The organism is Streptomyces sp. NPDC033136, from assembly GCF_055578235.1.
Map to the genome: position 1 here is coordinate 517,051 of NZ_JBVIPD010000001.1, position 24,489 is coordinate 541,539.

The following is a 24,489-nucleotide window of genomic DNA, read 5'->3' on the forward strand; positions in this document are numbered from 1 at the left end:
GTCCTGTCCCAAGGAGACGCGCGCCGCACCGGTGCATAACAAAAACTGTCCGGCGGCCCGGTGGGCGAGCAGTGCCGTAGCTGCGGGTGCGGGTGCGGGTGCGGGTGCGGTTCGCCGAGCCCTGCGGACGGCGACACGCGCTCGCACAAGGGGCCGTATCGGAGGAATCCGATACGGCCCCTTGATCATTTACGGCGAACGCGCGGGGCCCGCAGGCCCAGGGCAGGGCACCTACCGGGCGGCGGTGCCGTCCTTGCGCACCAGCCGGTCGTGAGCCTCTTCGAGCCGGTCCGTGATCTGCTCGACGCCGATGGCGTCAAGGCCCTTCTGCCGTCCCGTCACGGCAGCCTTCGCCGCCGAGGACGCGGAGGCGAACAGGGCCCAGGAGTCGGCCGTGTGGTCCGCCCGCTCCGGACGTCCGATCTTCTTCAGGGCGCTCCGGATCGGCGTCGTGTCCACAGTGCGGTCCACGTCCCCGGAGATGGCGTTGAACGCGTCGAGAACGATCTTCCCGGACTTGAGGACGAACCTCGCCGTGTGCGCGCCGTCGGGCAGACCGCGGAGCGCGTACGTCGCGAGGCGCTTGTCGGTCGCGGCCGTCTTCGCGTCCCGTGCGATCAGCCTTCCGTCGACGTAGACGTCGAGGACGGCGGTGCCGTCGTTGCCGCCGATGACGTCGATGCCCGTGCCGGTGAACGGGACGGTGAACGACGAGCCGGCGGTCGTGCCGGTCGACGTCGACCGGTACCAGTCCATCGGGTCGCCGAAGGAGGCTTTCCGGCTCCACGTGCCGTCGTAGGTGACCGAGCTGTCCATGTTGTCGAGCTGTGCGCGGGCGTAGGGCGTGTACCCGTCGATCTTCTCGACCTTCAGGTTGTCGAACGCCGTCTTGTGGAAGTCGGACCCGAGCTTGACGCGTCCCTCGGTCTGCGGAGTCGGGTCCTGGTACGTGGAGACGGCCTTGCCGTCGATGTAGGTCGTGATCGTCGCGCCCTTCGCCTCGATGGCGAGGCGGTAGCCGTCGGATGCCGGGACCGTTCCCGACTTGACGGCCGTGCCGTATTCGTAGAACGTCCAGGCGCCGGTCGGTGCGATGCGCACGTTGTAGGCGGCGTCGCTGACCGCCATGCCCTTCTGCTGACGGACGCCCAGGGTGGCGAGTCCGCCGTCCGGGTCGGGGAACGCGACGTCGACCGTGGCCCGGTAGTTCTCCCAGCGGAAGTCGCCGACCGTCGTGTTCGGGGTGTGGCGGTTCCAGGCGCCGGTGTCCTTCATGGACTGGTCCATGTACTGGTACAGGACGTTGTCGCCGCTCGCGTCCTCACCGACCTCCCAGGCGCCGGTCTGGTCGACCATGTAGCGAGGCTGATTGCCGCGCGACCTCAGATAGGGCTGGGACGTCTTGTGCGCACCGTTGCCGCTGCCGACCTGGACCCTGCCCTCCTCCTCGTACCCGAAGTCGTCGGCGTACAGGACGTTGTCGCGGGTGTTGTGCCTCTTGCCGGTCGCGTCGGTGTCCAGCACCGTGCGGTTCCGGGACTCGGGCAGGCGCTGCCTCGTCGCCTTGTCGTGGCTCTTGTCGAGCGTCGTCAAGGTCACGATCGACCTCGGCTTGACCGTGTAGGTGTAGTACCCGGCGCCGCCGGGCCGGATCTCGTCGACGAGGTGCTTGAAGTTCGCGGCGTAGCGCTCGCCCGCGTCCGGCCCGCGGGTTTCCCAGATCTCCATGGTCGGGTCGGAACCGAGTCGCATGTTCTCGGCTTTGATCCGGTAGGTCTTGGGCTGGTCGCTGTCGTTGACGACGATCGTGGAGAAGTCCTTCTTACGGGGGTCCGCGAGCGTCATGTAACTCGGGGCCCCGTTCGAGCCGTCGACGTTCTCGGTGCCGCTCACCCCGCTGTAACTGGCCTCCGGCACGGTGCGCCAGATGCCCGCCGTGTTCGTGTCGTTCTCCCAGCCGGTCTTCGCGAACTGGGTGAAGTGCTGCATCACATAGAGGGCCGCGTCGTAGTGGAGGTGGCCCGACCACGGGTCACGCGCGCTGACGAGTTCCTTGTGGCTGTACTGAGCGCCTTCGTAGAAGGAGCCGATCGCCGGCTGGAAGACGTAGTGCGTCCGCTTCGAGTTGGCGTAGCTCTTGACGGAGCGGTTCGCGAGATCGAGGGCGCTCTGGACGCCGCCGATACCGGTACTCGTTCCGTTCGGGCCCTCGGTGTTGTTGACGCGGTAGTCGGTGTAGCCGAAGGAGGCGACTCCCTCGCTGTACCAGACTTCCTTGTCCTCGCCGTACTTGTTCTCACCGGTCGCCAGCCGGGTGTACGGCAGGTTGGTGTCGCTGCCGACGGGCCCGTCGCGCCGGTCATCGGTGTTGTAGTGGTAGCCGACCGCGTCGACCATGCCGAAGAGTTCCGCGTCGCCGAGCATCGACGGCCCGATATTGTGGGTGGTGTTCTCGTCGGCGGCGATGATCTTTATGCTGCGGTAGGCCTTCTCGGCCTTCTCCCGCTTTTTCGCCGGGATGCCGTAGCGGGGGTCGGCGAAGTCCGTGTCGGCCAGAATCGCCTTCTTGTACCACTTGATGAAGGCCTCGTCCGGATCATGCGTCTCGTTCGTGTCCGGGTTCACGTAGTCGACCATGTACCCGTATTTCTCGTACGCGTCGAGAATCGTCTCCTTGTACCACTTGTACATCTCGTCGGAGCCGGTGCCCTTGTTCCATTCGTTCTGGACCCATCGGGGCATGACCCAACGGAGGATCGAGACCTTGAGCTTCGGGTTGACCGTCTTGGCGTCCGCCGCCAGCTGGAAGCCCGGGGAGCGCGACGCGTCGGCGAGTTCGTCCGCTGTGCGCATGGTCGCCGGGTCGGAACCGGTCGACGTGTTCGTGTCCGAACCCATCTCGACCTTGACATGGTTGATCAGGGGGTTCTTTCCACCGAACAGCACGCGGATGAGCTGCCAGTACCGGCCGGGATGCTCCGCCTTGTAGTCCATCAGCAGGTTGCTCGTGCTGTTGCAGCTGAGCACGCCGAGGCCCTTGTAGGTCAGACCGTTCACGTTGTCGGCGCGAACGTCGTCCCCGTTGACCACGACCTCCACGGGATCGTCCGCGGTGTGGGCGGCGGGGGCGGTGATCACTCCGGCCGCGAGTGCCATGGTGGTCGCCGCGGCAAGCGGCATCCAGCCGAGTCTTCGCTGTGGGCCCATTCCGCTTCGACTCCTTGTTCCCGTAGGGCGTACCGACGCCAGATGTTCGAGATTCCGAAAGGTGTCCGCGATTCCGGAAGGACCGTAGGTGGTAAGCGATTTCTGCGTCAATCCCCGTGCACCTCATGCCAATTGAGGTCCCCGGGGTGCCCTCACCGGCTGGAAGACGCCGGGACGCCGCCGGCCGCCGGTGCGCTGCTCCCGGCGTCGAAGCCGTTGGTTCCCTGAGGGCAGGAGCGCAGACAGGGCACGCCATGGTGGCCGCGGGCCCGGTACGACGGTCACGGCGGCCTGCGCCGGGCTCTGGAGGGAGGGCGAAGGGACCTGGCGGCGCGGGCAGGACGAGGCGGGGCTGTGATCCGCACGTGACCGCGGTCGCATAAGGTCCCCCCGGGTCATGGTGACGCGTGGCGGCAGCGAGCGAACACGGGGGGCAGGACATGGAATTCCGGCGCGCGGTGATACCGGCGGTGGCGGGCGGGCTGACGGTGACGTTGCTCCTGTGGTGGGCGGGGGCGAGCGCCGACGCGCTGCGCCTTCAGGGCGCCACCGATCTTCTCGGCCACGAGAGCGTCGCCCGCCTCCAGAGCTGGCTGCTGCCCTGGGCGTACGAACCGTCCGGCCAGACCGCGGGCGGGTACCTCGACGGGACCGACGCCTCTCGCTATCTCGGTCTGCACCACACGGCGATCCAGATCCGCTTCGCCGCCTTATTCGTCTTCTACGCGGGTGGGGCGCTCCTCCTGCTTCGGCGGCTTCCCGCGGAGCGCGGTCGGACCTGGGCCGCCCTGCTGGCACTGTGGGCCTGGGGCCTGGTGGCGGCGACCCTGGCGGTGACGGTGTCGGCCCCCTGGCTCATCGCGGCCGGAGGGCACGGCAGCTACCGGTTCCTGCCGCAGCTGGCCTCCCTCTCCGCGGCCGGCCGGCCGATCGTGGTGCCGGTGGCGCTGGCCGCGGCGGCGTGGACGGTGCTCGTGGCGCGGCTGGCGCTGAAGGGCACCGAGACCCAGCCGGGCGAGGACGTTCCGGCGCGGGCCGCCCTGCTGGCCGCCACCGCCGGAACCGCGGTGGTCGCGGTGTCCCTGGTCGTCCTGTCGTACGAGTCGAACGCCGCCACGCTCCAGACGGCCTTCACGGGCGGCGGGCTGCTCGGCGAACCGGGTGACCTGCTGCGCCACTGGTTGCTGCTCGGCGCCTGGTCCGGTCCGGCCGGCACACCGCTCGGCGACTGGCTCCTGTACCGCCTCGGGGACGTCCTGCTCCTCGCCGTGGTCTGGTGCGCCCTGCGGTGGCTGCCCGGGTTGCTCACCCGGGTGACCGTTCCGGCGATGGCGGCGGGCGGGGTCTGCGCGGTCGTCCTCGGGTTGCTCGCCGGACAGACGCTGCGCATGGCGACAGACGGGACGCAGATGCGTTCGGGGCTGCTGTATGTGGCGTCCGGCCTCGGTGAGGGTGTGACCGCCGCACTGCTCTGGGGCATCCTCGCGGGTGTCGCGGCCACCGTGACCCTGCGGACGGCCGGCGGCCGCACCACCGCATCCCCCGCCTGAAGTACGGACGGCACCAGCGATGACTTCCCCCGTGGCCACAGGGCTGCGGCGATGTCGTGCAGATTCCCCGAGCCCTCTCCGAGATCTGGGGAACTGCCCGGTCGTACGGTGAGCGCCGAACGCCTGCGATGTTGACTCCCACCGGCCTCCGGGGCCAGTGACAGGCTCGTCGCGCCGTCTCCCGGCCCTCGCGCATGTTGGTGATGTATTCTTCTATGTACATCATCAACATCGAATGGGAGTTGCGGTATGTCTGTGACCCAGATCGACATCGATGACGACGCTCTGGAACGCGCCATGGCTCTGTCCAAGGTGAGGACCAAGAAGGAGGCGGTGAATCTGGCTCTGCACTTCTATGCCGAGCAGCAGGAGCGGGCGGCGCGCATCAGCCGTCACTTCGAGCGTGCGCGTGAGTGGGGTGCCGTCGATGACGCAGAGCGTCTGCACCGGGCGGAGAAGCACAGCAGGTGATCTACTTGCTCGACACGTCCGGCCTGGTCCGGCTGCTCCGTGAACCAGAACTGCAATCGGCCTGGTACGACGCGATCGACGCCGGGGCCATCGCATCCTGCTACGTGCAACGCACCGAGTTTCTCTACAGCGCTCGGAACGGACGCGAGTACGACGAGATCTCGGACATGTTCACTGATCTGTACCCCGACGTGTCGGTGCCGAAGAACGCGGGGCGCTGGATTGGCGCGGTGCAACACCGTATGGCTCAGGCTGGAGATCATCGCAGCGCCTCCGCTGTGGACCTCGTCATCGCCGCCACCGCGGCCCATCACGGTCTGGCTGTCCTCCATGATGACGCCGACTACCGGGCCGTTGCCCGGCACGCATCCGACCTGACCGAGCACAACATCCATGACGTGGCTTGAGGCGCTTTGAACTGGGATGACCCTGCCGCACTCAGGGGGAGTGAGACGAAAGCGCCGGTCTCACGGGCACACCGTGGGGACAGCTTCGAAGCACGGTGAGCGGAAGCGGGTGTGAGCCGGGCTCTGCGCTTGGCCGGCTGGTTCGGATGTCCAAGTCGGGCCTGCTTGCGAGTGCACAGCCCTGCCGGTGTCGGAATCGCCGATCAGGCACACGCCGATCAGGCACAACAGCGCCTTCCTGACCCCTGCCGGACAGGCTCTCGACGCCAGGCTGACCGGCGGTGCCGAGGCGACGCGAGCGAGGCCGATATGCATCGCCTGCCGCGCACGGCACCTCGTCGCGCGTTGACGCCCATCCCTTCGACGTCACGAACCGTCCGGCCGCAAGTTCCTATCAAGCCGTAGGGAAATCCCCAGAGTTCACGGCAGTCGACCTGTGAGCGTGAACTCTCAAGTAACGTCTCCGGACGCTCCGCTCCAACGGCCTCCCCACCCCCCATTTCGACGGAGACCACCCCATGTCCGCTGTGACGAACGCATCCGGGTCCGGTTCGGCGGACGCCCGATGCGGTTCGGCCGGTTGTTCGGCAACCGGCCGTCCCATCCCCCCTCCTCCCACCGTCCTGATGGACGACGAGGCACTCGCGGACTTCCTCGCCGTAGCTGCCGCTGAGTACCAACTCATCACCCCTGAGGCTCCGTTACCCTGCTTCGCGCTCTTGCTCGGCAGCGCGGAGGAGACGACGTACCACGTGCGGCGTGTCGCCTTCGGCCGTAATGCCCGCACCAGTGATCCGGCGGCTCGACGGGAGTTCCGCGAGACGATCGTGCCGACGTTCGGGCCGGCCTACGAGAACGAGCATCGCGGCTGGTGGATGGACTCCCACGACCTCCTCCGGGCGTCCCGAGAGGCCGAGGCCCTGGGGATGGACCTGCTCGGCTCCATCCACATGCACCCGGACTGGCACCGCCTGGGCCCGCCGGCGGAACGGGACCAGACGCTCAGCGAGCGCCCGACTCCCATGGACCGTCATCTCTTCGGCCGGACCGGCTGGCCCCTCAACATCATCTGCTACCTGGAGCGCCGGGACGGCGAGTTCTACCACGCCCTGGGCGCCTGGGCCCCGCCTCCCCAGCATCCAGCCGAAGGTTCCCAGGGCGCCGACTGCCCCGAGATCGACCTGCGGATCCGTACGAGTCCACTGATGAAGGCGTGAGAACAATGCAGCAGCCCGAAGGAACGAACGCCCCCGCCCAGGACGGCACCGAGGACGGCACCCATGACGACGCCCGGGCGATCCGCGCCCTGTGGTCCGAGATGGCCCGCGGCTGGGCGGCAGGTGACGCCGCGCTCTTTGCCGCGAGCTTCGCGGAGGACTGCGACTTCACGACCGTACGAGGCGACAAGCCACCCGGCCGGACCGGCATCGCGGCCGGTCACGACGCCCTCTTCCACGGGCCGTACGCCGGAACCGTCCTCGACGCACGCGTCGTGGCCGTCCGGTTTCTCCGCCCCGACCTGGCCACGGTGGAGGCGGAGTCGACCGTCACCGCCCCGGACGGGCAGCCGCTGACCACCACGCACGCGTTGGCCGTCGTGGAACGGACAGCGGAGGGCCGCTGGTTGATCAGCGCCTTCCACAACATGATCCCCGCGCCCCGCCCGGCGCGGCAGGACTCCGACTCGCAGGACCCCGACTCGAAGGATTCCACCGTGGACGAACCCACCGCCGCGCGGCCGAGGCTCCGCCATCTGGCCATCGTGGCCCGCGACCCGGAGAAGCTGGCCGAGTTCTACTCCTCGGTCTTCGCGATGGAACTGTTCCACCGCGACCCGGACGGCAGTTGCTTCCTGTCCGACGGCTATCTCTCCCTTGCCCTGATCAAGCATCAGCTCGACGGTGACACCCCGGTCGGCTTCAACCACTTCGGGTTCCATATCGAGGACACGGCCGCCACCACCGAGGCCCTGGTGGCGGCCGGCACTCCGAAACCGGCCGAACGCTTCACCAACCGCCCCTTCGCCGAGTACCGGGCCATGGATCCGGAGGGCAACTGGTTCGACCTCTCGGAACACGGCTTCGGCGGCCCGCGCCCGCCGTCCGACTCCACCGGGTCCTGAACCCCGGCCAGACGGTCTCGCAGGGCCGCGCGACAACGCGACAGCTGTAGCAGCGGACCGAGGCGGACGCGCTACGCGTGCCGCCGGTGATCGCCCCGGCCCTGGTGAACGATCAGCGGTCCAATGCGGTGTCTCCCGGTTCCCTCGGCCCCTGCCGTTCCGGCGTTTCGTTCTCGGCGCGCGACTCGACAGCGAAACGGCCGCCCGCGCGGCCGACACCACGCTCGCACCATCGGCGTGATCACCGTTCGCGTAGCTCGGAGCGAGTACGCAGAGGCCGCCACTCGACTTCACACGCACCACCGGATGAGAGGACATGCACAGCATGCGACCGATCAACCGACTGACGACATCAGTCGTCGGAGCGGCCGTACTCCTGGGCTGCGTCTCGGGACCCGCCGTGTCACAGGCGAAGCAGGACGGCACGCGGGTGCTGGTGTTCTCCAAGACGGCCGGCTTCCGCCACGGCTCGATCTCCGCCGGCATCGCAGCGGTGAAACAGCTCGGCGAGACGGGCGGCTTCACGGTTGACGCGACGAAGGACGCCGGAGCCTTCACGGCCGACAACCTCGGGCGCTACGACGCGGTCGTCTTCCTGTCGACGACCGGTGACGTCCTGAACGCCGCCCAGGAGACGGCCTTCGAGGGTTACATCCGCAGTGGCGGGGGCTACGTCGGCATCCACGCGGCCGCCGACACCGAGTACGACTGGGCGTTCTACGGCGGGCTCGTCGGTGCCTACTTCAAGTCGCATCCGTGGTGGCCGATGCGTGCCACGGTGCACGTCGAGGACCGCGCCCACCCGGCGACCGCTGACCTCCCCACCACCTGGAACCGCACCGACGAGTGGTACGACTTCCGCTCGAATCCCCGGGAACGGGTCCGCGTCCTGGCCTCCCTCGACGAGTCCTCGTACTGGGGCGGCTCCATGGACGGCGACCATCCGATCGCCTGGTGCCAGAACTACCAGGGCGGCCGCTCCTTCTACACCGGCATAGGCCACAGCAAGGAGTCTTTCGCCGAACCCGCTGTCCGTCAGCACCTGTTGGGCGGCATCCAGTGGGCCACCGGCACCGTCGAGGCGGACTGCCGGCCGGAGAACGGCTAGCGGCCGCTCTTCGACGGCATGGCCGCGTCGCCGGCGGCATGGCCGCGTCACTGTCGGCATGGCGGCCGACGGGAGGTGGACGGGCGGCCCGAAGCCGGCATCGACAGCCCCCGGTGGAACTCTTCCCCCGGTTCCCGCCGGGGGCTCCCGCCATCCCCGCGGCTGATCCGCACCTCCGCCACAGGTCGACCGGGTTCCGCTTCGGTGCGACGCCGTCGGCGCCCTTCCCGCGGCGAAAACCGCCGTGAGCCCCGACCAGGTGGCCTCTCCCTGCCCGGCGGAGCGGTGTCAGTGCCTGGTACGGGTTCGGCGCGGCAGCAGCGGCCGCACACCTCGCGGTCCGGCGCGTCCGTTACGTACGCGCGCCTTGGGGCGGAGGTCAGCTCGGCGCCGTCGGTGCGGGCGGCCACTCCCGCCCGCGCTCAGCCGGCCCGCCAGGCCGACTCGAGGGCCGTCCGGTTGGCGCGCAGAAGATCGTCCAGGTCCGTCTCGTAGAGCGAGTCCGGCACGTTGTCGGAGAAGATCTCCAGGACACAGGGGCCGTGGTAACCGACGCGTCAGAGGATGGGCTGGCCGCCGGTGACGGCGATGCGCGCACCCGAGACGTACGCGGCCTCGTCCGAGGCGAGCATGACGTACACGGGGGCGAGTTCGGCCGGCTGCCCGGCCCGTCCCAGCGGTGTCTGGCCGCCGAAGTCCTCGACCTGCTCGGGCGGCATCGTGGAGGGGATCAGGGGTGTCCAGATGGGCCCCGGAGCGACGCTGTTGACCCGGATGCCCCGCTCGGCGAGCGACTGGGACAGGGAGCCGACCATGTTCGCCAGGCCCGCCTTCGTCGCGTTGTACGCCAGCAGGCCCGGCGGCGGCGTGTCGGAGTTCACCGAGCTGGAGACGATGATCGACGCGCCCGACTTCATGTGCGGCACCGCCGCCTTGGAGAGGTGGAACATGGCGCTGAGGTTGGTCGCCAGGGTGTGGTCCCACTCCTCGTCGGGGATCTCCTCGATCGAGTCGCGGAACCTCTGGAACGCCGCGTTGCTGACCAGGACGTCGATGCGGCCGAACGCCTCGACGGCCCGGGCCACCACCTCCCGGCAGTGGGCGGGATCGGACAGGTCGCCCGGTACCAGGACCGCCTCGCGGCCGGCCTCCTCCACCCAGCGCGCCGTGTCGCGGGCGTCGTCCTCCTCCTCGTTCAGGTGCGAGAGGAGGACATCGGCGCCCTCGCGGGCGTAGGCGATGGCGACGGCCTTGCCGATACCGCTGTCACCACCGGTGATCAGGGCCTTCTTCCCGGCCAGCCGACCTGATCCGCGGTAGCCGTGCTCACCGTGGTCGGCCTTGGGCCGCAGGTCCGCTTCGGTGCCCGGAGGCTGTTGCTGCTGGGCGGGCTTGGACATGGGGAAATCCCCCTCTTCTCTTTCATCGCGGGGATCGCTGCACCGGCTGGAGGCGGTGGCACCGCCGCAACCCGAATAAGGGGCCGCGTCAAAGTGCGGCAAAGGGAGGGGCGCCGGTGCGCCTGTCACACCGACGGGGGTACCCGAGGCGCCTGGCCGGAAACCAGCCCCCTACGGCAGTCGTACGACGCAAGGAGAGCCGATGGCCCCGCCCGCGACCGTGCACAGGATGACCACCAGGGGAGGGGGAAGGGTCACACCGGGAAGGGTCACACCGGGAAGGGCCACACCGGGAAGGGCCACACCGGCCGCGGATAACCGGACGGGCACGCACCGCTCACGGACCCGCTGAGCAACAAGGGCGTCGCCTTCATCCAGGAGGAGCGGAACGGTACGGCCTGGTCGGGAATTTGCCGCCCGCGGTGCTGTCCCTGGAGTTCCAGGCACACCGCGCCTGGGAACAACTGCTAGCGCAGCCGGACGACTTCTAGGCCGCTGGCCTGGGGTTTCAATCTGGAGCGGGTGACGAGAATCGAACTCGCGCTCCCGGCTTGGGAAGCGACGGCGCTTGGGAGGCCGGGTCGCCGCTGATCTGCGCGGATTCGTCCTGCACCGTTGCGCGGGCCCGATCGCACCGCTGTTGACCGTGACTGACGGGACTAGCCAGACGGTTTCGTCCGGATCACTGGATGGACCGGAGGGACACGCACGCCCCGTCCTCTCCTGCACGAGGGGACGGGGCGCGTGTGTCAGGGACGCCAGCCGTCCTTGATGCGGCCCTGCTGCACCTGCCAGGTGCCGCTGCACTTCCCGTCGTCGGGGTCGCCCCAGATCTTGATGGCGTCGGCGTCGTTCGCCCAGGTGCCGCCGTTGGGGTGGGCGTAATTGCCGAGGTTGACGGCGGTGTTCCGTGGGATGCAGAGGTACGCGTCCGGGGAGGCACCCTGGTCGATCAGCCAGACGGAGTCGTCGTTACGGGTGTTGACGACCGCGTCCACCCGATTCCCTCCGCCGATGATGGCCTGGTAGGAGGTGTCCTGGTACCAGCTGAACCTGCTGCCGTTCTGGTAGGAGCCGTCGTACAGACACACGCGCGGGTATGAGCAGCCGTGCATGCTGCTGGCGGCGGCGGGCGGAGCTGTCAGCGGGGTCAAGGTCGCGGCCAGCCCGGCGGTGAGCAGGGTCGCCGACAGCTTTCTGTTCAGCTTCATGGGAACACTCCTGGTGAGGTGGCATGAGCGGAGCCGACCGCAGCGGCCGGCTCCGCAACGAGAATGCGGGGTGGGCGCGATGGTCGGCCACAGCTGACGCAGAAGTGACCTCATCCCGGGACGTCCCGCGCGCTGACCTGCGGAGATGTCACCTGCCGAGTCCCTGCGGCGGGACCGCGACGAGAGGGGATGGCTGATTCCACGCCAGGGCGGGGTCGCGCCGGGGCGGGGTGCCCGCTCTGTGATCCCCGTGATAGCTGATGCAGAATGAGACGGGGACACGGGGGGCCTGCGGTCCCGAACGCGAGTGGGGGAAGCGTGTCGCGCTGGAAGGCACTGCCTGTAGAACTGCATCCACACGCCCATCAGTTGATCGTGCGACTGCGCAGGCTGAAGGACCGCAGCGAACTGAGCACGCGGCAACTGGCCGCGAGGACCGGGTACAGCGCGAAGTCGTGGCAGCGATATCTGAACGGCAGGTCTCTGCCGCCCCGGGAGGCCGTCGAGGCGATGGCCCGCGTCGGCGGTGACGATCCGCACCGGCTGCTGGCGATGCACGAGATCGCCGCCCAACGCTGGGCGGAGGGAAGGGCGGTCACCACCGACACCCCCGAGGACTTCTCCGCGACACCGGAACACACCCCCACGGAGCAGCAGCCGTACGGGCGTCACCTGCGCGTCGCGGTCACGGTGGGAGCCGTGGTCACGGCGCTGTCCGTCTCCGCCGCGCTCCTGCTGGCCGTGCGGCTCACCGAGGCCCGTGCCCAGCTCGCGCACGACCGCAGCGATGCTGTCGCGACGGCCCTGGCCACCGTGTCGGAGTCCACGGTGCCGGTCATCTACACCTGCCGGCTGGAGCAGCGTGACGGCCGCTGGTACGCCGGCCTGAGCCGGACCACGAGCATCCTCCTGTCCAACACCCACGTGGGGCTCGAAGTCGCCGAGGCGCAGTGCCTGCTGCACCGGGCGGGCACTGAGCCAGGGGACATCGACGGCGTCTTCGGCCCCAAGACGCGCCGAGCGGTCGAGCGCATGCAGAAGCGGAACGGGCTGGTCGTGAACGGAGTCATCGACCCGCCCACCTGGCAGGCCCTGCGGGAGGCGACGCCCCAGTGACCACGGAACACACCCGGCTGGTCGCGGCGCTGCGGGAGCTGAGGGCCGGTGCGGGGCTGAGCCTGGCGGCGCTGGCGGAGCGAACGGCGTACAGCAAGTCCTCGTGGGAGCGCTACCTCAACGGCAAGAGCCTGCCCCCTCGCCAGGCCGTACGGGAACTGTGCCGGCTCGCGAACGAACCGGACGGGCGGCTGCTGGCCCTGTGGGAGATCGCCGAGTCGCACTGGAGCGGACGCGCGGTGGCCCCCGCACCCGCCCCTCCCACGGACGAGTCGCCGCGGCCACATCCTCAGGAGGCGCCACCGCCCGCCGGGACCGGGTGGCGGAGACTTGGCGGGAGCAGGCTCCTGGTGGTGCTGGCGTCGGCGTACACCATGATCGTCGGTGGTGCTGCGGCCCTGCTGTTCTTCCTGCTGCCGGACTCGGAGGCCCAGGAGGGCGAACCGCTGCCGGCCTCCGTCCCGTTCTCCCTCGCTCCCCAATGCCACGGAGCCGCCTGCGAGGGCCGGGACCCGATGCGCCTGATCTGCGGCCTCGGCCCCGATACCCTCTCCTCGCACCGCACGGCCACCGGCGCCCACGTCGAGCTGCGCCACAGCAAGAAGTGCGGTGCGAGCTGGGCCCGGACCTGGGGGACCGAGATCGGCGACCGGTTGGACGTCACGGCAGGCGGCCCGACCCACGGCGTGCGCATCAGGAACAAGGACGACGCGGCAACCTTCATCTATACGGAGATGACCGAGGTCCGTCCCGGCAGCACGGTCCGGGCCTGCTTCCGGCCCGCGTCGGCCGACGGCGAACGGGAGTGCTTCGAAGCCCGCGTGGGCGGGGCCGCCACCACGACCCGGCCGCCCTCACCTCCAGTGGCGTCAGGCTCTCGCGAGTAGCGTCCGGCCCTCGGGGACGTGTTGATGCCGAAGGAACAGTCTGGCACCCGAAAGGGGCGTGTGAAGTCGGCTCGGTTGGTCCTCCGAAACATGACCTGGGGAAGTGGCGGATACATCAATCCGGTACATGGACTATCCTTGGTACATGTCCATGAAGCGCACGAACGTCTACGCGGACCCCGAGGACCTGGCGATCATCAAGGAGGCCGCCAAGCGCCGAGGCATAAGCGAGGCCGAGATCATCCGCCAGGGCATCCACCTTGCAGCCATGGCGAACCGGGTCTGGGACGAGCCACTGTTCTCACGCACCTTCGAGGGGCCGGGGCGCACGCTGCCCAAGTCGGAGGTCCGCGACACGGTCGCCGATGCCGTCCGGCGGGAGACCGGCTCGGGCTCCGGATCCGCCGCGTGATCATTGTCATCGCCGACACGTCCGGCCTTCTGGCTGCGCTGGACTCGGCTCATCCGGAACATGGGGCGGCGAACGAGGCGATCATGGCGGCGGGCCTGCTGGTCATGTCTCCGCTCCTGCTGGCCGAACTGGATCACGTGGCGACGCGTGAGCTCGGCAGGGAGGCTGCCCTCAGCGCGGTTGACGACCTGCGGCGCTGGATGAGCCGGGGTCGTGTCGTCCTGCCGGAGATCACAGAGGACCACCTGGGCGCAGCCCAGTCCGTCCGTGTCCGTTACCGCGCGCTGGACCTCGACCTCGCCGACGCGGTGAACGTGGCGCTTGCAGCCGACTACGACACGGACGCGATTCTCACCCTGGACCGACGAGACTTCCGGGCTGTACGCCCGCTGGGCCGTTACAAGGCGTTCCGTGTACTCCCCGACGACCTCCCGCTCTGACGCACGACCCGAAGCGGTCAAGTGCTTGCTTCCACAAGGGACTTGGGCACCGCCCACGACGAAGACATGCGGGACGGATGTCCGCCATCGCCCAGGAACAGCGGGCTGAGGGCTCGCCTCCGGCTCATCTACGTGAAAGTGCAGGTCAGCAGCGCACGCGGCGACGTGATGGGGGCGCCCTCTCAAGGCGCGCGTGCCCTCTGCGTGCCCAATCTTTGGGTACAGGCGTACTCGCGAAACGCAGCAAAGGCTTCCCAATGAAACAGCCCCAGGCCGCTGACCTGGGGCTTCAAAAAGAGCGGGTGACGAGAATCGAACTCGCGCTCTCAGCTTGGGAAGCTAAGGTGATCTAGGGTTCGCTGTGGGGCTGACCTGCCCGCAAAGCGCTGTTGGCGCTTGGTGGCTGTCAACTTGGTTCCCCCGTGTTCCCCGTGGTTCCCCGCCGAATCTGGCACGCGTCTGGCACGGACCTCTTCGTCCCGAGCTGTCAGCTGAGTGGTCGTTGAGGTCCCGCGCGCTGGTCAGTCGGCCGCTGACGACTCTTGGCGGTCGCCTGCGGGCAGAGTGGTTGCTGTACTTCGCTGCTTTATCGCAGAGCTCACAGCAGCTGCTCTGCGGGACTGACACTGACAGGACAGATTCCCCACGGCTCGCTAGCCTTGAATGTGAGAGCCGCCATGCCGGAGCGTAAAGCCTGGGGGAATCGCCCGCCAGGACTACACGGCCGTTCGTATGCCGTTCAATTATATCGATGAGGCAGGGGACTTAAGGCCTCAAGGTTACGACATATTTACTGGACTCGCAGATATTTGCGAGAAATGAGCAAGCTCTGCGAGCGGACGGAGTGAGTTATGTCTTCGCCTGAGCTGAATAACCTCGAGCATGCAGTGATAGATGTCGAATATGCGGGCGGTGAACTTTCGCCGGGCTCAATATTCAGCAGCATTACCGGCGGCCCCGGAATTGCTAAATGGAGAATGCTTGCCCATATACAAAGCCCCGAAAGCCAATACCCCATTTACGATGACTACGTGACTGAGTTCCAGGCGCCCTTGGGCCGAGATCTCGATGACCTGCAAGGGCTTGGGCCGTGGCTCGAAGACATGCAAAATGCTCGTAGAGAAGTGCAGCACGCATTGCTCACGGACGGTTGGCGTCCATCGGGTCATGCCGCCGCTCATTGGTGGTCTGATGAATATGAAAGATCTGTGCCGATGGCGCCTGAACGTCAACCACTAAGAGGCGGCGACTCAGATACCGGCGTTTGGGTCAGGAGAGAACCGACCCCCTCGCTGGGCAAGCAGACCGACATTGCATCAGAATTCAGGGAGTCGGAGGGGATTCCTTGGTGGATACAATTTGGCTCCAGAAAAAACGCTGTCCAAGCTGGTGCCTACTCAGAGGACGGCAGCTTTCTTCTTCGCGTAAATAAGTGGATTACGCTTCTCGTGAGCGTAGCAATTTGCGGCACTTTCATGCTAGCTGCGGAGACGGAAAATATACTGCCCTTGCTGGCGGTTGGTGCATTTTTTGGCGGCATGATTGTAGCTACCCCCATATGGAGAGATAGGCTCGGTTGGAAGGTGGCTCTGACGGCGTGGCTGGTTGGCTGCGCTGCGGCAATTGGGCTGCACTTTGCAAATATGTCGATACGTCAGGTAGTGGGACTCGCGGCGCTAGCTATTGTTGTTGCGGGATGGATAATTCGGTTCTATGGAGAATCGAGCTCCATGCCGGAATCCGAAAGGGCATGGAGAAGTACTGTTAGGGCCATCGGGATCTTTGCTGCTATTTCCATCGGTGGCCTCATCGCGTCGCTAGGCCTCTTCGTTGGTCCCTCTGAATGGTATCCATCGTTCTCTCAGACCCTGCGGTGGGTGCTTCTGTTGATCGCTGCAGGTGGCGCCATTTCGGCCCTCATGGTTGCGGCAATGGCTGGTTTCTCTCATACAAGTGATCTTCCTGTTCGCCGACAGGCTGTGCGGCCTCAACGCAAGTACGCTTATAAGTCGGGCCAGGGGTCCGGAAGTTCCCCTAAGGCGTTCAATGAGATGATCAACCGCATTAGCGTTGTTGTGGCAGTCAGTATTGAGAACTTGTGGGCGAATGTGAAGTACACACTTCACGTCATTGTGTGCGCGGTTCAGAATTTCTTTTCGGCTGTCGCTGTCGCATTGCGAAAGTCAATTAAATACGGAAAGGGGTTTGCTCTTGAATCTGCAAGAGTGGTCCTAGTTCCAGCGGTCGCGGTTTCGCTGGCTAGCTGGCTACTGCTCGTATGGTCAGAACAGAATCTGGAATATCTAGTGCATGGATCCTTTTCGTCCTTGTTTGCGTCTATTGGATCGGCACTTGGTGTGGGGCTCGCCCTTTCAGTGACATGGATGGCGTTGTCTGGTCGCCCAGCTGGTGAATCGATGAATGCTGCCCGGACGTCGGCTTTGTATAGTCTATCGCCCATGCTGTTCTTGATTGCCGTTGGCGGATGGATCGTGGGCATTCCCGGGACTCTGGGGTATACCCGTATTCACGTGGGATGGATCACAGGCTGCGCAACTCTAATCCTGATCATCAGCTTCATTGCGGGGAAGAAAGAGTTTCAGCACCGAGAGAAGTGACGCGCACGGGTGCCGGGTGGCGCGGCTGCGCTATACCGGGCCTACGCGGCGAGTGTCGGCGGGCTGCCACCCGAGGACGACCTGTCGCAGGGAAACAAGCGGCGGGCCAAGAAGAAGCGTCCTGAGCCAGACAATTTAGGTCGGTGGAGCGGCTTTGGGGTGGCGCTGCTTTGGCGCGAGTGATCATGGCCCCGTAAGCTTGCGGCGCGTCGGGCAGTCTGTGGACCTGCCCGGTAAAGCACGACGCTGGGGCCATGATCTTCGAGGCTCGCGCCAAAGTGGCTCCGTAAAGCCGTGGAGCCGACCGCCCCAGCCACGACGTACCCCTTCTCTGGCGTCAGTTGGCTGATTGCTGTGCGCGCGGCACGGCCGTCGGCCGGGCTGGAGCGGGGCGGAGACAGGAGCGCAGGCCCGGCCGGGGGCCGGGCCGCGCGCGGTGAGCGGAGCGAGCCGCCTTGAACTCGTGAAGAAGGTTGTTACTCAGTAGTGGCTGTGATGCGCCACAAGGGAGCGTCGTACTGCTTCGGACGGCTGTTGATGAGCAGCTGGCGCAGGTCCTCGCGCAAGGAGCCGTTGAGGTTTAGGGCCTCGGTGATACGGCGGAACGTCGTGTGGGTAACTCCGCGGTCCCGGGCCTCGGTTTCGAACTGGTCGAGCTGGGACAGTGCGGCCGCTGGGTCGAACTGAGCCGGTGGCTGGTCCTTGAGCCACGCGGCCTTGTTGCGCTCGTAGTCGATTTCCGAGTAGCCGCAGATTTCGCGGCTGTGCGCCTCGACCTCGTCCAGGGTGGCGGTCGTCAGGATGGCGCGGGCCAACTGGTTGCGGGTCAGTGCCTCGTCCAGGTCGACCTCATGGACGGTCAGTGCCTCGTCGGTGAGGGGGACAGGAAGGCCGGCGTCTCGCATCTCGCAGGTGCCGCGTACGCCTCGGGCTGTCGCCGCGAGCATCCCGGTTGCCTCGGAGGGGTGCCACTCCAGGACCGAGCTGATCGGCTCGACGTCCTTCGCGGTGAGGGTGTGGATGAGCGGGCCGAGCATGCCGCGCAGTTCGTCGAGAGGGAGTTCGCCATCGAGGCCAGGGCCCGCCACCAGGAGGCGAACAGGAGCGTTCACCTGGCAGCACGCGGCGAGCGTGACGGCGTCGGCAAGCGGGCTCTTCAACGTCGGCTCATCGCCACGGGCGAGGATGTCGCCGCCCACGTCCAGGAGATCGATCGACTCCGGTGACAAGTGGTCTACCAGCTCTTCGAGTTGGCGGGTGACGCCCTCGACCCCAGAGCGGGGATCGATCAGCGCGAACGTGTGCCGGAGCTCTGCTGCGAGTCGGGGGAGCGTCGAACCCGCCGGAGCGATCGGGCGAGCTTCGGCCGGCACTGCCCAGACTGCCGGAGTGAGAGGCTGGAGGCCGGTGAAGTTGTCCGGTCCTCGGGGACCGGGAACCGGGTCGATCAGGAGGCGGTCCCACGCGTACGTGAGGATCACCGCCTGGTCCTCGTCGCCGTAGAGGGCGGCGTGAATCATTGCGGCGGCGACTGCGTCGCCCCCTCCTCCTGCTGCGACGATCAACCGCGTCATGCGTCTCAGCCTACGGGGTGGGGGGTTGACCACTCACCCTATAGTGGCTAGAGGCCATAGCCACTTGTATCGAGAAGCAGGCCTCAGCTCGGTAGCGGGGTGCCCGACTACTCGCCTGGGGCTCGCCTTGGGTGAGGAGAACTGATGCCGCAGATCGAGGAGGCTCAGCCGAAGTATCTCCAGATCGCGCACTACATCCGTGATCAGATTCTTCGGGGTGACCTGCGACCAGGTGACGAGGTGCCGTCCGAACGGCAGTTGGCGACGGACTGGAAGGTGTCCCGGCCCACGGCCGCACGGTCGCTGGAGGCGCTGAGCCATCAAGGGCTCGTCGAGAAGCGCCAGGGGTCAGGCACGTACGTGCGCAGCCTCGAAGTCAACCGGCGAGCTCGTGAGTTGTACGGGCGCGCTCGGCAGACCGGGAAGATCTACACACCGGGCGAGTACGCCGTGATCACCTCTGCCGGTTGGCTGGAGGCGCCGGACCACGTGGCTGAGGCGCTGGGCCTGGTCAAGGACCGTCGGGCGGTGCACCGGCGGCGGGTGACCAACAACCAGGACGGGCCGATCACCCTGTCCACCTCGTGGTTCGCTCCGGATGTCGGTCAGCGCGCGCCGAAGCTCCTGGAGCCGGAGCGGATCCAAGAGGGGACGCTGCTGTACGTCGAGAACATGACCGGACGGCAAGGGAGTTACGCGGAAGACCGCATGTGCGCGCGTGCGGCCACGGAGGAAGAGGCCGAGGACCTCCAACTTGCCACCGGCTCCGCCGTCCTGATCGTGCACCACGTCGTCTTCGACCTCCAGGACCGGCCGTTGGAGTTCGCTGAGGCCACCTACCCGCCGCATCGCTGGGCGTTCGAGCAGGGTTACCCCCTCACCTGAGGGGGCCAGTTGCAGCGAATCGCTTGCGTCGACCAAGTGGCTAATGCCACTATCCAGGAAGTGGCTAAGGCCACTTCACTGGGAGGAGGCGCGGTGTGACGAGTCAGCGGCCGGATCAGGGCACGCACTTACCTTGCCGGGGTTGCCGGGGGCGCGGTTGGAAGCGCGTCGGCTCGCGTACGACCCTGGCGCTTGCCACCGCCGCCGACCGTACCCGCGCCACATCAAAGCGGCGCTGCCTCGACTGCGACGGTAGCGGCAGGAAGTGAGCACCGGATGGCTTACATGATCGACCGCTACCCGTCTGAGGAATCACCGCGTCTCGGTGCGATGACCTTGCACCCTGTCGCTGAGTCCGTACCGCGGGCGCGGCGCTGGTTCCGCAAGTTCATCGCCCCGTATAACCCGGCCTGCTCCGTCGATGACTGTGCGCTGATGATCTCGGAGCTGGTGACCAACGCCATCGCTTACGGCCGGTCGGACGATCCTTGGCTGGTCCGGGTTGAGTGGTTCCGTGAGGGGACCTCGCTTCGGGTCGACGTGCACAACCCCGGCTTTCCGGCGAACGTGCGGCTGAGGCATCCCGACGCCAACGACTCCCACGGGCGGGGACTGCTCCTGGTCGATTCGCTGGCCGAGTCGTGGCACGCGGCGCCGAGTCGTTTCGGCGGAACTGTCGTCTCCTTCGTGGTGGCCGATGCCTGGCCCGGAAGGTAAGAGTTCGCTCCGCTTCTACTTCGACAATCGGAGATTCGCTAGTCTGGTTGACCAGTTGACTTGACCAATCCCGACGGGCGGCGTTCATGGCGTATGAAGTGGAGCCACCGAAGTACGTGCGCCTCGCGCAGACGATCCAGCGTCGCATCGAGGATGGCACGTATCCGCCCGGCACTCGGGTTCCCAGTGAGAACCAACTGGTGCAGTCCTTCGGGATGTCCCGGCCGACCGTCGTCCGGGCGCTGGAGCTGCTGAAGCGTGACGGCTGGGTGGAGTCCCGGCAGGGGTACGGCACGATCGTGCGAGGCCGCCCGGCTGTCGTCGAGCAGAAGGACCGCCGGGGGAGTGAGACGCTTACGCGCGACGAGTCGCATGCGGCGGGGCGGTTGGTTGAAGTCGGTTACGTCCCCGTTCCGGTGCGGGTCGCCTCCGCCCTCGGGCTGCCCAAGCGGGCCAAGACTCTCATGCGCCGCTTTCTGGTGGAGGAGGACGGCGAACCGGTGGAGCTGGTGTCGTCCTACTTCCCCGCCGGCCTGGTCGAAGGCACTGAGCTGGAGAGCGCTGATGCGCTGACGGGCGGCACTCGCGCACATCTGGAGACGCGCAAGAAGGTCCGCTTCGACCATGTCACGGAACGGGTTTCGGCCCGCCTGCCGGAGCGCGCCGAAGCGGAGCTTCTGGATCTCCCTGAGGGCGTTCCGGTCCTCAGTGTCCTGGTCGTCGCGTGTGACGCTTCGGGGCAGGCTCTGCAAGTCTCCGACGTGCTACTTCCTGCCGACCGGCAGGAACTGGAAGACACCTACCGTCTGAACTGAGCCCGAATCGCGGCAAGTTCGCCGTCGACTCCCACCTCGATTCGCACTTGACAAGTCAACTTGGCATCTCTAGTTTCGAACTTGCTAAGTCAACTTGTCAGGATGGCAAGTTGGTCGACTCAGGAGGAGAAATCTGTGCGTGTGATCCGTATTGACGCTTCGACCGCCACGATCCTGCTCACCGAGGCGCCGGCGCCGAAGGTGCGTGACCGGCAGACCGGTGAGATCGCCAAGGACGCCGTGAGTGGTGAGGCGCTGATGACGGTCGGCGTCGTCTACATCGACGAGGGTGAGTCGTCGCTGCTTCAGGTCACCGTCCCCGAGAGCGGTGTGACGGAGGGCCTGACCGTGGGGGCCCCGGTTTCGTTGCCGGGGCTCATTGCCCGGCCGTGGGAGAGCGTGTTCAACGGGCAGCAGCGGCACGGCATCGCCTACCGGGCGACCGCCGTTGCTCCTGGCGCCTTCCCGATGGAGCAGGCGGGCTGATCGTCGTGACCGACCTGGTGACGTGGGCCGAGCTGGGTGGGTCGCTCGCTGCGATAGGCGGCGCGGCTTACGCCCGGCATGCCCATCCGGCGGCGTACTGGTCCACGGTCGGGCTGCCCGTTTCGGTGGCCCGGTTGCTGGCCTCGTACACCTCCACCATGGACGCGTGCGGCCTGACGGTCGAGCCGCCTCGGTGGCGGGCCCTGGCCGTCAAGGCCACGACGCGCCGTGAGGTCCGGCCCGTTCCTCCTCGCCGGGGCGTGATCCGACCAACCTCGACCGGTCTGCGGCTCCGGCTGCGGCTGGCTCCGGGCCAGGAACCGGCGGACGTGGCGGCCTCGGCCGAACGGCTCCGGCATGCCTGGGGCGTTCACGCCGTATACGTGCGGGACGTCAAGCCCGGTGTCGTGGAACTGCGGCTCGTCGGCTTCGACGTCCTACGCAAGGTGCGGATGCCTCGCCGGACCGACGCCGGTCCGCTCCGCGTGCCGGTGGCTCTGCGGGAGGACGCGACCGCCTTCGTGCGGGACTATCGGGCCGTACCTCACGAACTCGTGCTCGGCGCCACGCTGTCCGGCAAGTCCATGTTCCTGCGGAACCTGCTCGCCGGGCTGGCCGCTCAGCCGGTGGTCCTGGTTGGGGTCGACTGCAAGCGCGGTGTGGAGCTGGCCCCGTTCGCTCCTCGACTCTCCGCGCTGGCGACCGACCCGGAACAGGCGGCCGAGCTGCTGCCCGTGCTCGTCAAGGAAATGGAGGACCGATACGACCTGATCAAAGCGCGGCAGGGCATCGCGCCCGGCACCCCGGATGAACTGATCACCTCAGACGTCTGGGGCCTGCCGGAAGATGAACGCCCGGCTCCCATCGTGCTGTTCGTCGATGAAGTGGCGGAACTCTTTCTCGTCGCTACGAGGAAGGAGGAGGAGCGACGGGACGAGATGGTCACTCAGCTGATCCGGCTCGCTCAGCTCGGCCGTGCGGCCGGCATCTATCTGGAGGTGTGCGGGCAGCGCTTCGGGGCTGAGCTGGGCAAGGGAGCGACCATGCTCCGGGCTCAGCTCACCGGGCGGGTCTGCCATCGAGTGAACGACGAAGCGTCCGCGAAGATGGCGCTCGGTGACATCGCCCCTGAGGCTGTCCTGGCCTCCTGCGCCATCGCTGCCGAGTTGCCCGGCCTCGCCGTCGTCGGCGACACCTCCGGTGGCTGGTCCCGCATCCGCACCCCTCACCTGTCCCTCGCCGACGCTGCGGCCACCTGCCGCGAGACGGCGCACCTGGCCCCGGACGTTCCGGCGCTCGCGCCGTTCCGGCCCTACGTCCCTCCCGTGCCGGTGAAGGAGTCCAGCCCCCTGGCCACTCCTCGGCCGATCACCGAGTAACCGCCCGCTCCCACGGTCGGCGCGGCCGTCCCGCGCCAAGTCCCTACCCCACCCATGCCCGGAACTGGAAGGAGTGGCCGTGCGCGCCCTGCCCGTCCGCGTGGACGCCGTGCTCGTTCAAGCGCTGATCGCCGCCGCGCTGTCCTTCGCTCACCTGCATGACCTGGCACTCGCTGCCGGACAGAACGGCTGGAAGGCGTGGGCCTATCCGGTCTCCGTCGACCTGTTGTTGGTGGCGGCCTGGCGGCGCCTGCGCTCCGGTGAGTCGAAAACGTCCGGGTGGTGCTGGTTCCTCGTCGCACTGACGGCGTCCCTGGGCGCCAACGTCGCCACCGCCGGTCTGCTCGACCTAGAGAACGTACCGGCCTGGCTCCGCATCCTCGTCGCCGGATGGCCCGCGGTCGCTTTCCTGGGCGGCACGCTGCTCGCTCACGGAGCAGCGCATCCCAGCGCGGACCCGGCGACGGCACCGGAACCACCTTCGACGGCACAGGCGCCGGAATCGACCGCCGCAGACGTCGAGGCGCCGGGTGCCCCCGAACTACCGGCCGTCGCCCCGGAGTCAGCTTCACCGCCTCCGTCCCCGGTGCCGCCCGCGCTTGTCACTCTCGCCCGCAAGGTCGCCGACGAACACCGCGCCCGGACCGGAACCGACATCGACACCTCGACCCTTCGCGCGCGGCTCGGTGTCCCGATGCCGCTCGCCGAAGCCATCACCACCCAACTCACCTGACCCGGAGGAATCTCCCCCTTGCGCCCGTCCACGCTCCGCGCGCTGAAGCGCGCCGCCGAGCTGACCCGACAGAACCGCCTGACCGAAGCCGTGCTGATCGCCGAGCCGGTGATCCTCGCCGCCGACAGCTACGAGGGCGACGAGATCTTGCGCTGGCTGGCCGACCACGTCACCGACTTCACCGGCGAGACCGACAAGGAGATGCCCTGATGTCCGCCAACCGCCGTTTCCGCCGCGTCGTCCGCATCGGCCCCGTCCAGGTCGCCACGTACTACGACGGCCGGGGCCGAGAGAAGCACACCGCTGCCTGCACGGCTCCGCGCTGCGGCTTCTCCACCGACTACGACAGCCGCGCCGCCGCCGAGCTGGCCGCGCGCACCCACCGCTGCCGCGTCCGCTGAGGAGCTCCCGTGACCGTCTCGCTCCCGCTCGTCTTCGTCCTGGGCGTCATCGCCTGGGCCGCGATCAAGTTCCTCGGCATCCGCCTCTGGGTCGCCGTCGTGATCGCGCTGTTCGGCTTCTGGCTCTCGCACACCATCCTCGCCCCGGCCATCGAGTCCGGCACCCGCACCGGGGTCGACGTCGTCAACGGCACCCACGAATGACACCCCGACCGACAAGGAGTCCCGCGATGTTCCGCCCCAAGCTGCCCGACACCCCGCACGTCCCGAGCATCACCACCCACATCCCGCAGGACCGCGCCCCGGCTCCCTTCGCCGGCCGCTCGGTCGCCCCGTTCGTGGGGGTCGGCGCCGGTGCGGTCGCCGCCGTGGTCGTCGTCGGCGTCGTCCTCACCGCGCTCCTGGCGGCGGTCGCCGTCTCGGCCGTGTCCGTGGCCATCGCCGCCGTGGTCCTGCGCTCCCTCGTCACCGGCGCCAACAGGCGCTGACCGGCCGCCGGGGCGGCAAACGCCGCCAAGCATCCCGCCGCCCCGGGGCCGCTCCTCCCAAC

24 protein-coding genes and 1 pseudogene are annotated in these 24,489 nt (G+C 67.6%); 21 read left to right on the plus strand and 4 right to left on the minus strand.

What is annotated here, in order from left to right; all coding sequences use genetic code 11:
- Window positions 1-231 precede the first annotated feature (231 nt).
- Window positions 232-3,207, minus strand: coding sequence for a GH59 galactosidase (locus ACZ5TL_RS02370; protein ID WP_468586772.1), 2,976 nt, complete (start codon window positions 3,205-3,207; stop codon window positions 232-234).
- Window positions 3,208-3,647: 440 nt separating this feature from the next.
- Here ACZ5TL_RS02370 and ACZ5TL_RS02375 point away from each other — a divergent pair, with 440 nt between their 5' ends.
- The 6 genes and pseudogenes from ACZ5TL_RS02375 to ACZ5TL_RS02400 form a co-directional block, all read left to right on the plus strand.
- Window positions 3,648-4,757, plus strand: coding sequence for a hypothetical protein (locus ACZ5TL_RS02375; protein ID WP_468586774.1), 1,110 nt, complete (start codon window positions 3,648-3,650; stop codon window positions 4,755-4,757).
- 249 nt (window positions 4,758-5,006) lie between these two features.
- The gene (locus ACZ5TL_RS02380) at window positions 5,007-5,228 is read left to right on the plus strand and encodes a type II toxin-antitoxin system VapB family antitoxin (protein WP_184986222.1); all 222 of its coding nucleotides are present in this window, start codon (window positions 5,007-5,009) and stop codon (window positions 5,226-5,228) included.
- Window positions 5,225-5,635 carry a PIN domain-containing protein gene (locus tag ACZ5TL_RS02385; protein ID WP_468586776.1) on the plus strand — a complete coding sequence of 137 codons (411 nt, stop codon included), beginning with the start codon at window positions 5,225-5,227 and terminating at the stop codon, window positions 5,633-5,635. The genes ACZ5TL_RS02380 and ACZ5TL_RS02385 overlap by 4 nt, the downstream gene beginning before the upstream one ends.
- Window positions 5,636-6,261: 626 nt before the next feature.
- Window positions 6,262-6,852 carry a hypothetical protein gene (locus ACZ5TL_RS02390; protein WP_468586778.1) on the plus strand — a complete coding sequence of 197 codons (591 nt, stop codon included), beginning with the start codon at window positions 6,262-6,264 and terminating at the stop codon, window positions 6,850-6,852.
- A gap of 5 nt (window positions 6,853-6,857) precedes the next feature.
- On the plus strand, window positions 6,858-7,757 hold the full coding sequence (locus tag ACZ5TL_RS02395) for an SgcJ/EcaC family oxidoreductase (RefSeq protein WP_468586779.1): 900 nt from the start codon (window positions 6,858-6,860) through the stop codon (window positions 7,755-7,757).
- Window positions 7,758-8,082: 325 nt separating this feature from the next.
- A pseudogene (locus ACZ5TL_RS02400) lies at window positions 8,083-8,862 on the plus strand (ThuA domain-containing protein); the annotation flags it as partial.
- Between the two features lie 560 nt (window positions 8,863-9,422).
- On the opposite strand, the gene ACZ5TL_RS02405 reads toward ACZ5TL_RS02400, so the two are convergent.
- Window positions 9,423-10,265, minus strand: coding sequence for an SDR family oxidoreductase (locus ACZ5TL_RS02405; RefSeq protein WP_468586781.1), 843 nt, complete (start codon window positions 10,263-10,265; stop codon window positions 9,423-9,425).
- A gap of 749 nt (window positions 10,266-11,014) precedes the next feature.
- Window positions 11,015-11,476, minus strand: a complete 462-nt coding sequence (locus tag ACZ5TL_RS02410; RefSeq protein WP_351065721.1) for a hypothetical protein — start codon at window positions 11,474-11,476, stop codon at window positions 11,015-11,017.
- A gap of 318 nt (window positions 11,477-11,794) precedes the next feature.
- On the opposite strand from ACZ5TL_RS02410, the gene ACZ5TL_RS02415 reads away from it, so the two are divergent.
- The 5 genes from ACZ5TL_RS02415 to ACZ5TL_RS02435 all read left to right on the plus strand — a co-directional run bounded on the left by ACZ5TL_RS02415 (window position 11,795) and on the right by ACZ5TL_RS02435 (window position 16,949).
- Window positions 11,795-12,592 carry a peptidoglycan-binding protein gene (locus tag ACZ5TL_RS02415; protein WP_468586783.1) on the plus strand — a complete coding sequence of 266 codons (798 nt, stop codon included), beginning with the start codon at window positions 11,795-11,797 and terminating at the stop codon, window positions 12,590-12,592.
- Window positions 12,589-13,479 carry a helix-turn-helix domain-containing protein gene (locus ACZ5TL_RS02420; protein WP_468586785.1) on the plus strand — a complete coding sequence of 297 codons (891 nt, stop codon included), beginning with the start codon at window positions 12,589-12,591 and terminating at the stop codon, window positions 13,477-13,479. Before ACZ5TL_RS02415 ends, ACZ5TL_RS02420 begins: the two co-directional genes overlap by 4 nt.
- A gap of 145 nt (window positions 13,480-13,624) precedes the next feature.
- Window positions 13,625-13,891, plus strand: a complete 267-nt coding sequence (locus ACZ5TL_RS02425) for a ribbon-helix-helix domain-containing protein (RefSeq protein WP_329327816.1) — start codon at window positions 13,625-13,627, stop codon at window positions 13,889-13,891.
- Entirely contained in the window at window positions 13,888-14,331 is a 444-nt protein-coding gene (locus ACZ5TL_RS02430; RefSeq protein WP_148024223.1) for a PIN domain-containing protein, read from the plus strand. The genes ACZ5TL_RS02425 and ACZ5TL_RS02430 overlap by 4 nt, the downstream gene beginning before the upstream one ends.
- Window positions 14,332-15,182: 851 nt before the next feature.
- Entirely contained in the window at window positions 15,183-16,949 is a 1,767-nt protein-coding gene (locus ACZ5TL_RS02435; RefSeq protein ID WP_468586788.1) for a hypothetical protein, read from the plus strand.
- Between the two features lie 476 nt (window positions 16,950-17,425).
- On the opposite strand, the gene ACZ5TL_RS02440 is transcribed toward ACZ5TL_RS02435, so the two are convergent.
- Window positions 17,426-18,523 (minus strand): DUF1152 domain-containing protein, encoded by a 1,098-nt coding sequence (locus ACZ5TL_RS02440; protein ID WP_468586790.1) that lies wholly within the window; start codon window positions 18,521-18,523, stop codon window positions 17,426-17,428.
- Window positions 18,524-18,667: 144 nt separating this feature from the next.
- Here ACZ5TL_RS02440 and ACZ5TL_RS02445 point away from each other — a divergent pair, with 144 nt between their 5' ends.
- The 10 genes from ACZ5TL_RS02445 (at window position 18,668) to ACZ5TL_RS02490 (ending at window position 24,427) form a co-directional block, all read left to right on the plus strand.
- The gene (locus tag ACZ5TL_RS02445; protein ID WP_468586791.1) at window positions 18,668-19,408 is read left to right on the plus strand and encodes a GntR family transcriptional regulator; all 741 of its coding nucleotides are present in this window, start codon (window positions 18,668-18,670) and stop codon (window positions 19,406-19,408) included.
- Between the two features lie 276 nt (window positions 19,409-19,684).
- Window positions 19,685-20,125, plus strand: coding sequence for an ATP-binding protein (locus ACZ5TL_RS02450; protein ID WP_451320378.1), 441 nt, complete (start codon window positions 19,685-19,687; stop codon window positions 20,123-20,125).
- An 86-nt stretch (window positions 20,126-20,211) separates the two neighbouring features.
- Window positions 20,212-20,940 carry a GntR family transcriptional regulator gene (locus ACZ5TL_RS02455; RefSeq protein WP_468586793.1) on the plus strand — a complete coding sequence of 243 codons (729 nt, stop codon included), beginning with the start codon at window positions 20,212-20,214 and terminating at the stop codon, window positions 20,938-20,940.
- Window positions 20,941-21,075: 135 nt separating this feature from the next.
- On the plus strand, window positions 21,076-21,426 hold the full coding sequence (locus ACZ5TL_RS02460) for an SCO3933 family regulatory protein (RefSeq protein WP_468586795.1): 351 nt from the start codon (window positions 21,076-21,078) through the stop codon (window positions 21,424-21,426).
- Window positions 21,427-21,431: 5 nt separating this feature from the next.
- Entirely contained in the window at window positions 21,432-22,805 is a 1,374-nt protein-coding gene (locus ACZ5TL_RS02465) for an FtsK/SpoIIIE domain-containing protein (protein WP_468586797.1), read from the plus strand.
- Window positions 22,806-22,884: 79 nt separating this feature from the next.
- Window positions 22,885-23,538, plus strand: coding sequence for a DUF2637 domain-containing protein (locus tag ACZ5TL_RS02470; RefSeq protein ID WP_468586799.1), 654 nt, complete (start codon window positions 22,885-22,887; stop codon window positions 23,536-23,538).
- 18 nt (window positions 23,539-23,556) lie between these two features.
- Entirely contained in the window at window positions 23,557-23,748 is a 192-nt protein-coding gene (locus tag ACZ5TL_RS02475) for an RING finger protein (protein WP_104783024.1), read from the plus strand.
- Window positions 23,748-23,939 carry a mobile element transfer protein gene (locus ACZ5TL_RS02480; protein WP_030868218.1) on the plus strand — a complete coding sequence of 64 codons (192 nt, stop codon included), beginning with the start codon at window positions 23,748-23,750 and terminating at the stop codon, window positions 23,937-23,939. Before ACZ5TL_RS02475 ends, ACZ5TL_RS02480 begins: the two co-directional genes overlap by 1 nt.
- 9 nt (window positions 23,940-23,948) lie before the next feature.
- Window positions 23,949-24,143: a hypothetical protein gene (locus ACZ5TL_RS02485; RefSeq protein ID WP_037765200.1), complete on the plus strand. Its 195-nt coding sequence runs from the start codon at window positions 23,949-23,951 to the stop codon at window positions 24,141-24,143.
- A 26-nt stretch (window positions 24,144-24,169) separates the two neighbouring features.
- Window positions 24,170-24,427 carry a SpdD protein gene (locus ACZ5TL_RS02490; protein ID WP_468586802.1) on the plus strand — a complete coding sequence of 86 codons (258 nt, stop codon included), beginning with the start codon at window positions 24,170-24,172 and terminating at the stop codon, window positions 24,425-24,427.
- Window positions 24,428-24,489: the final 62 nt, after the last annotated feature.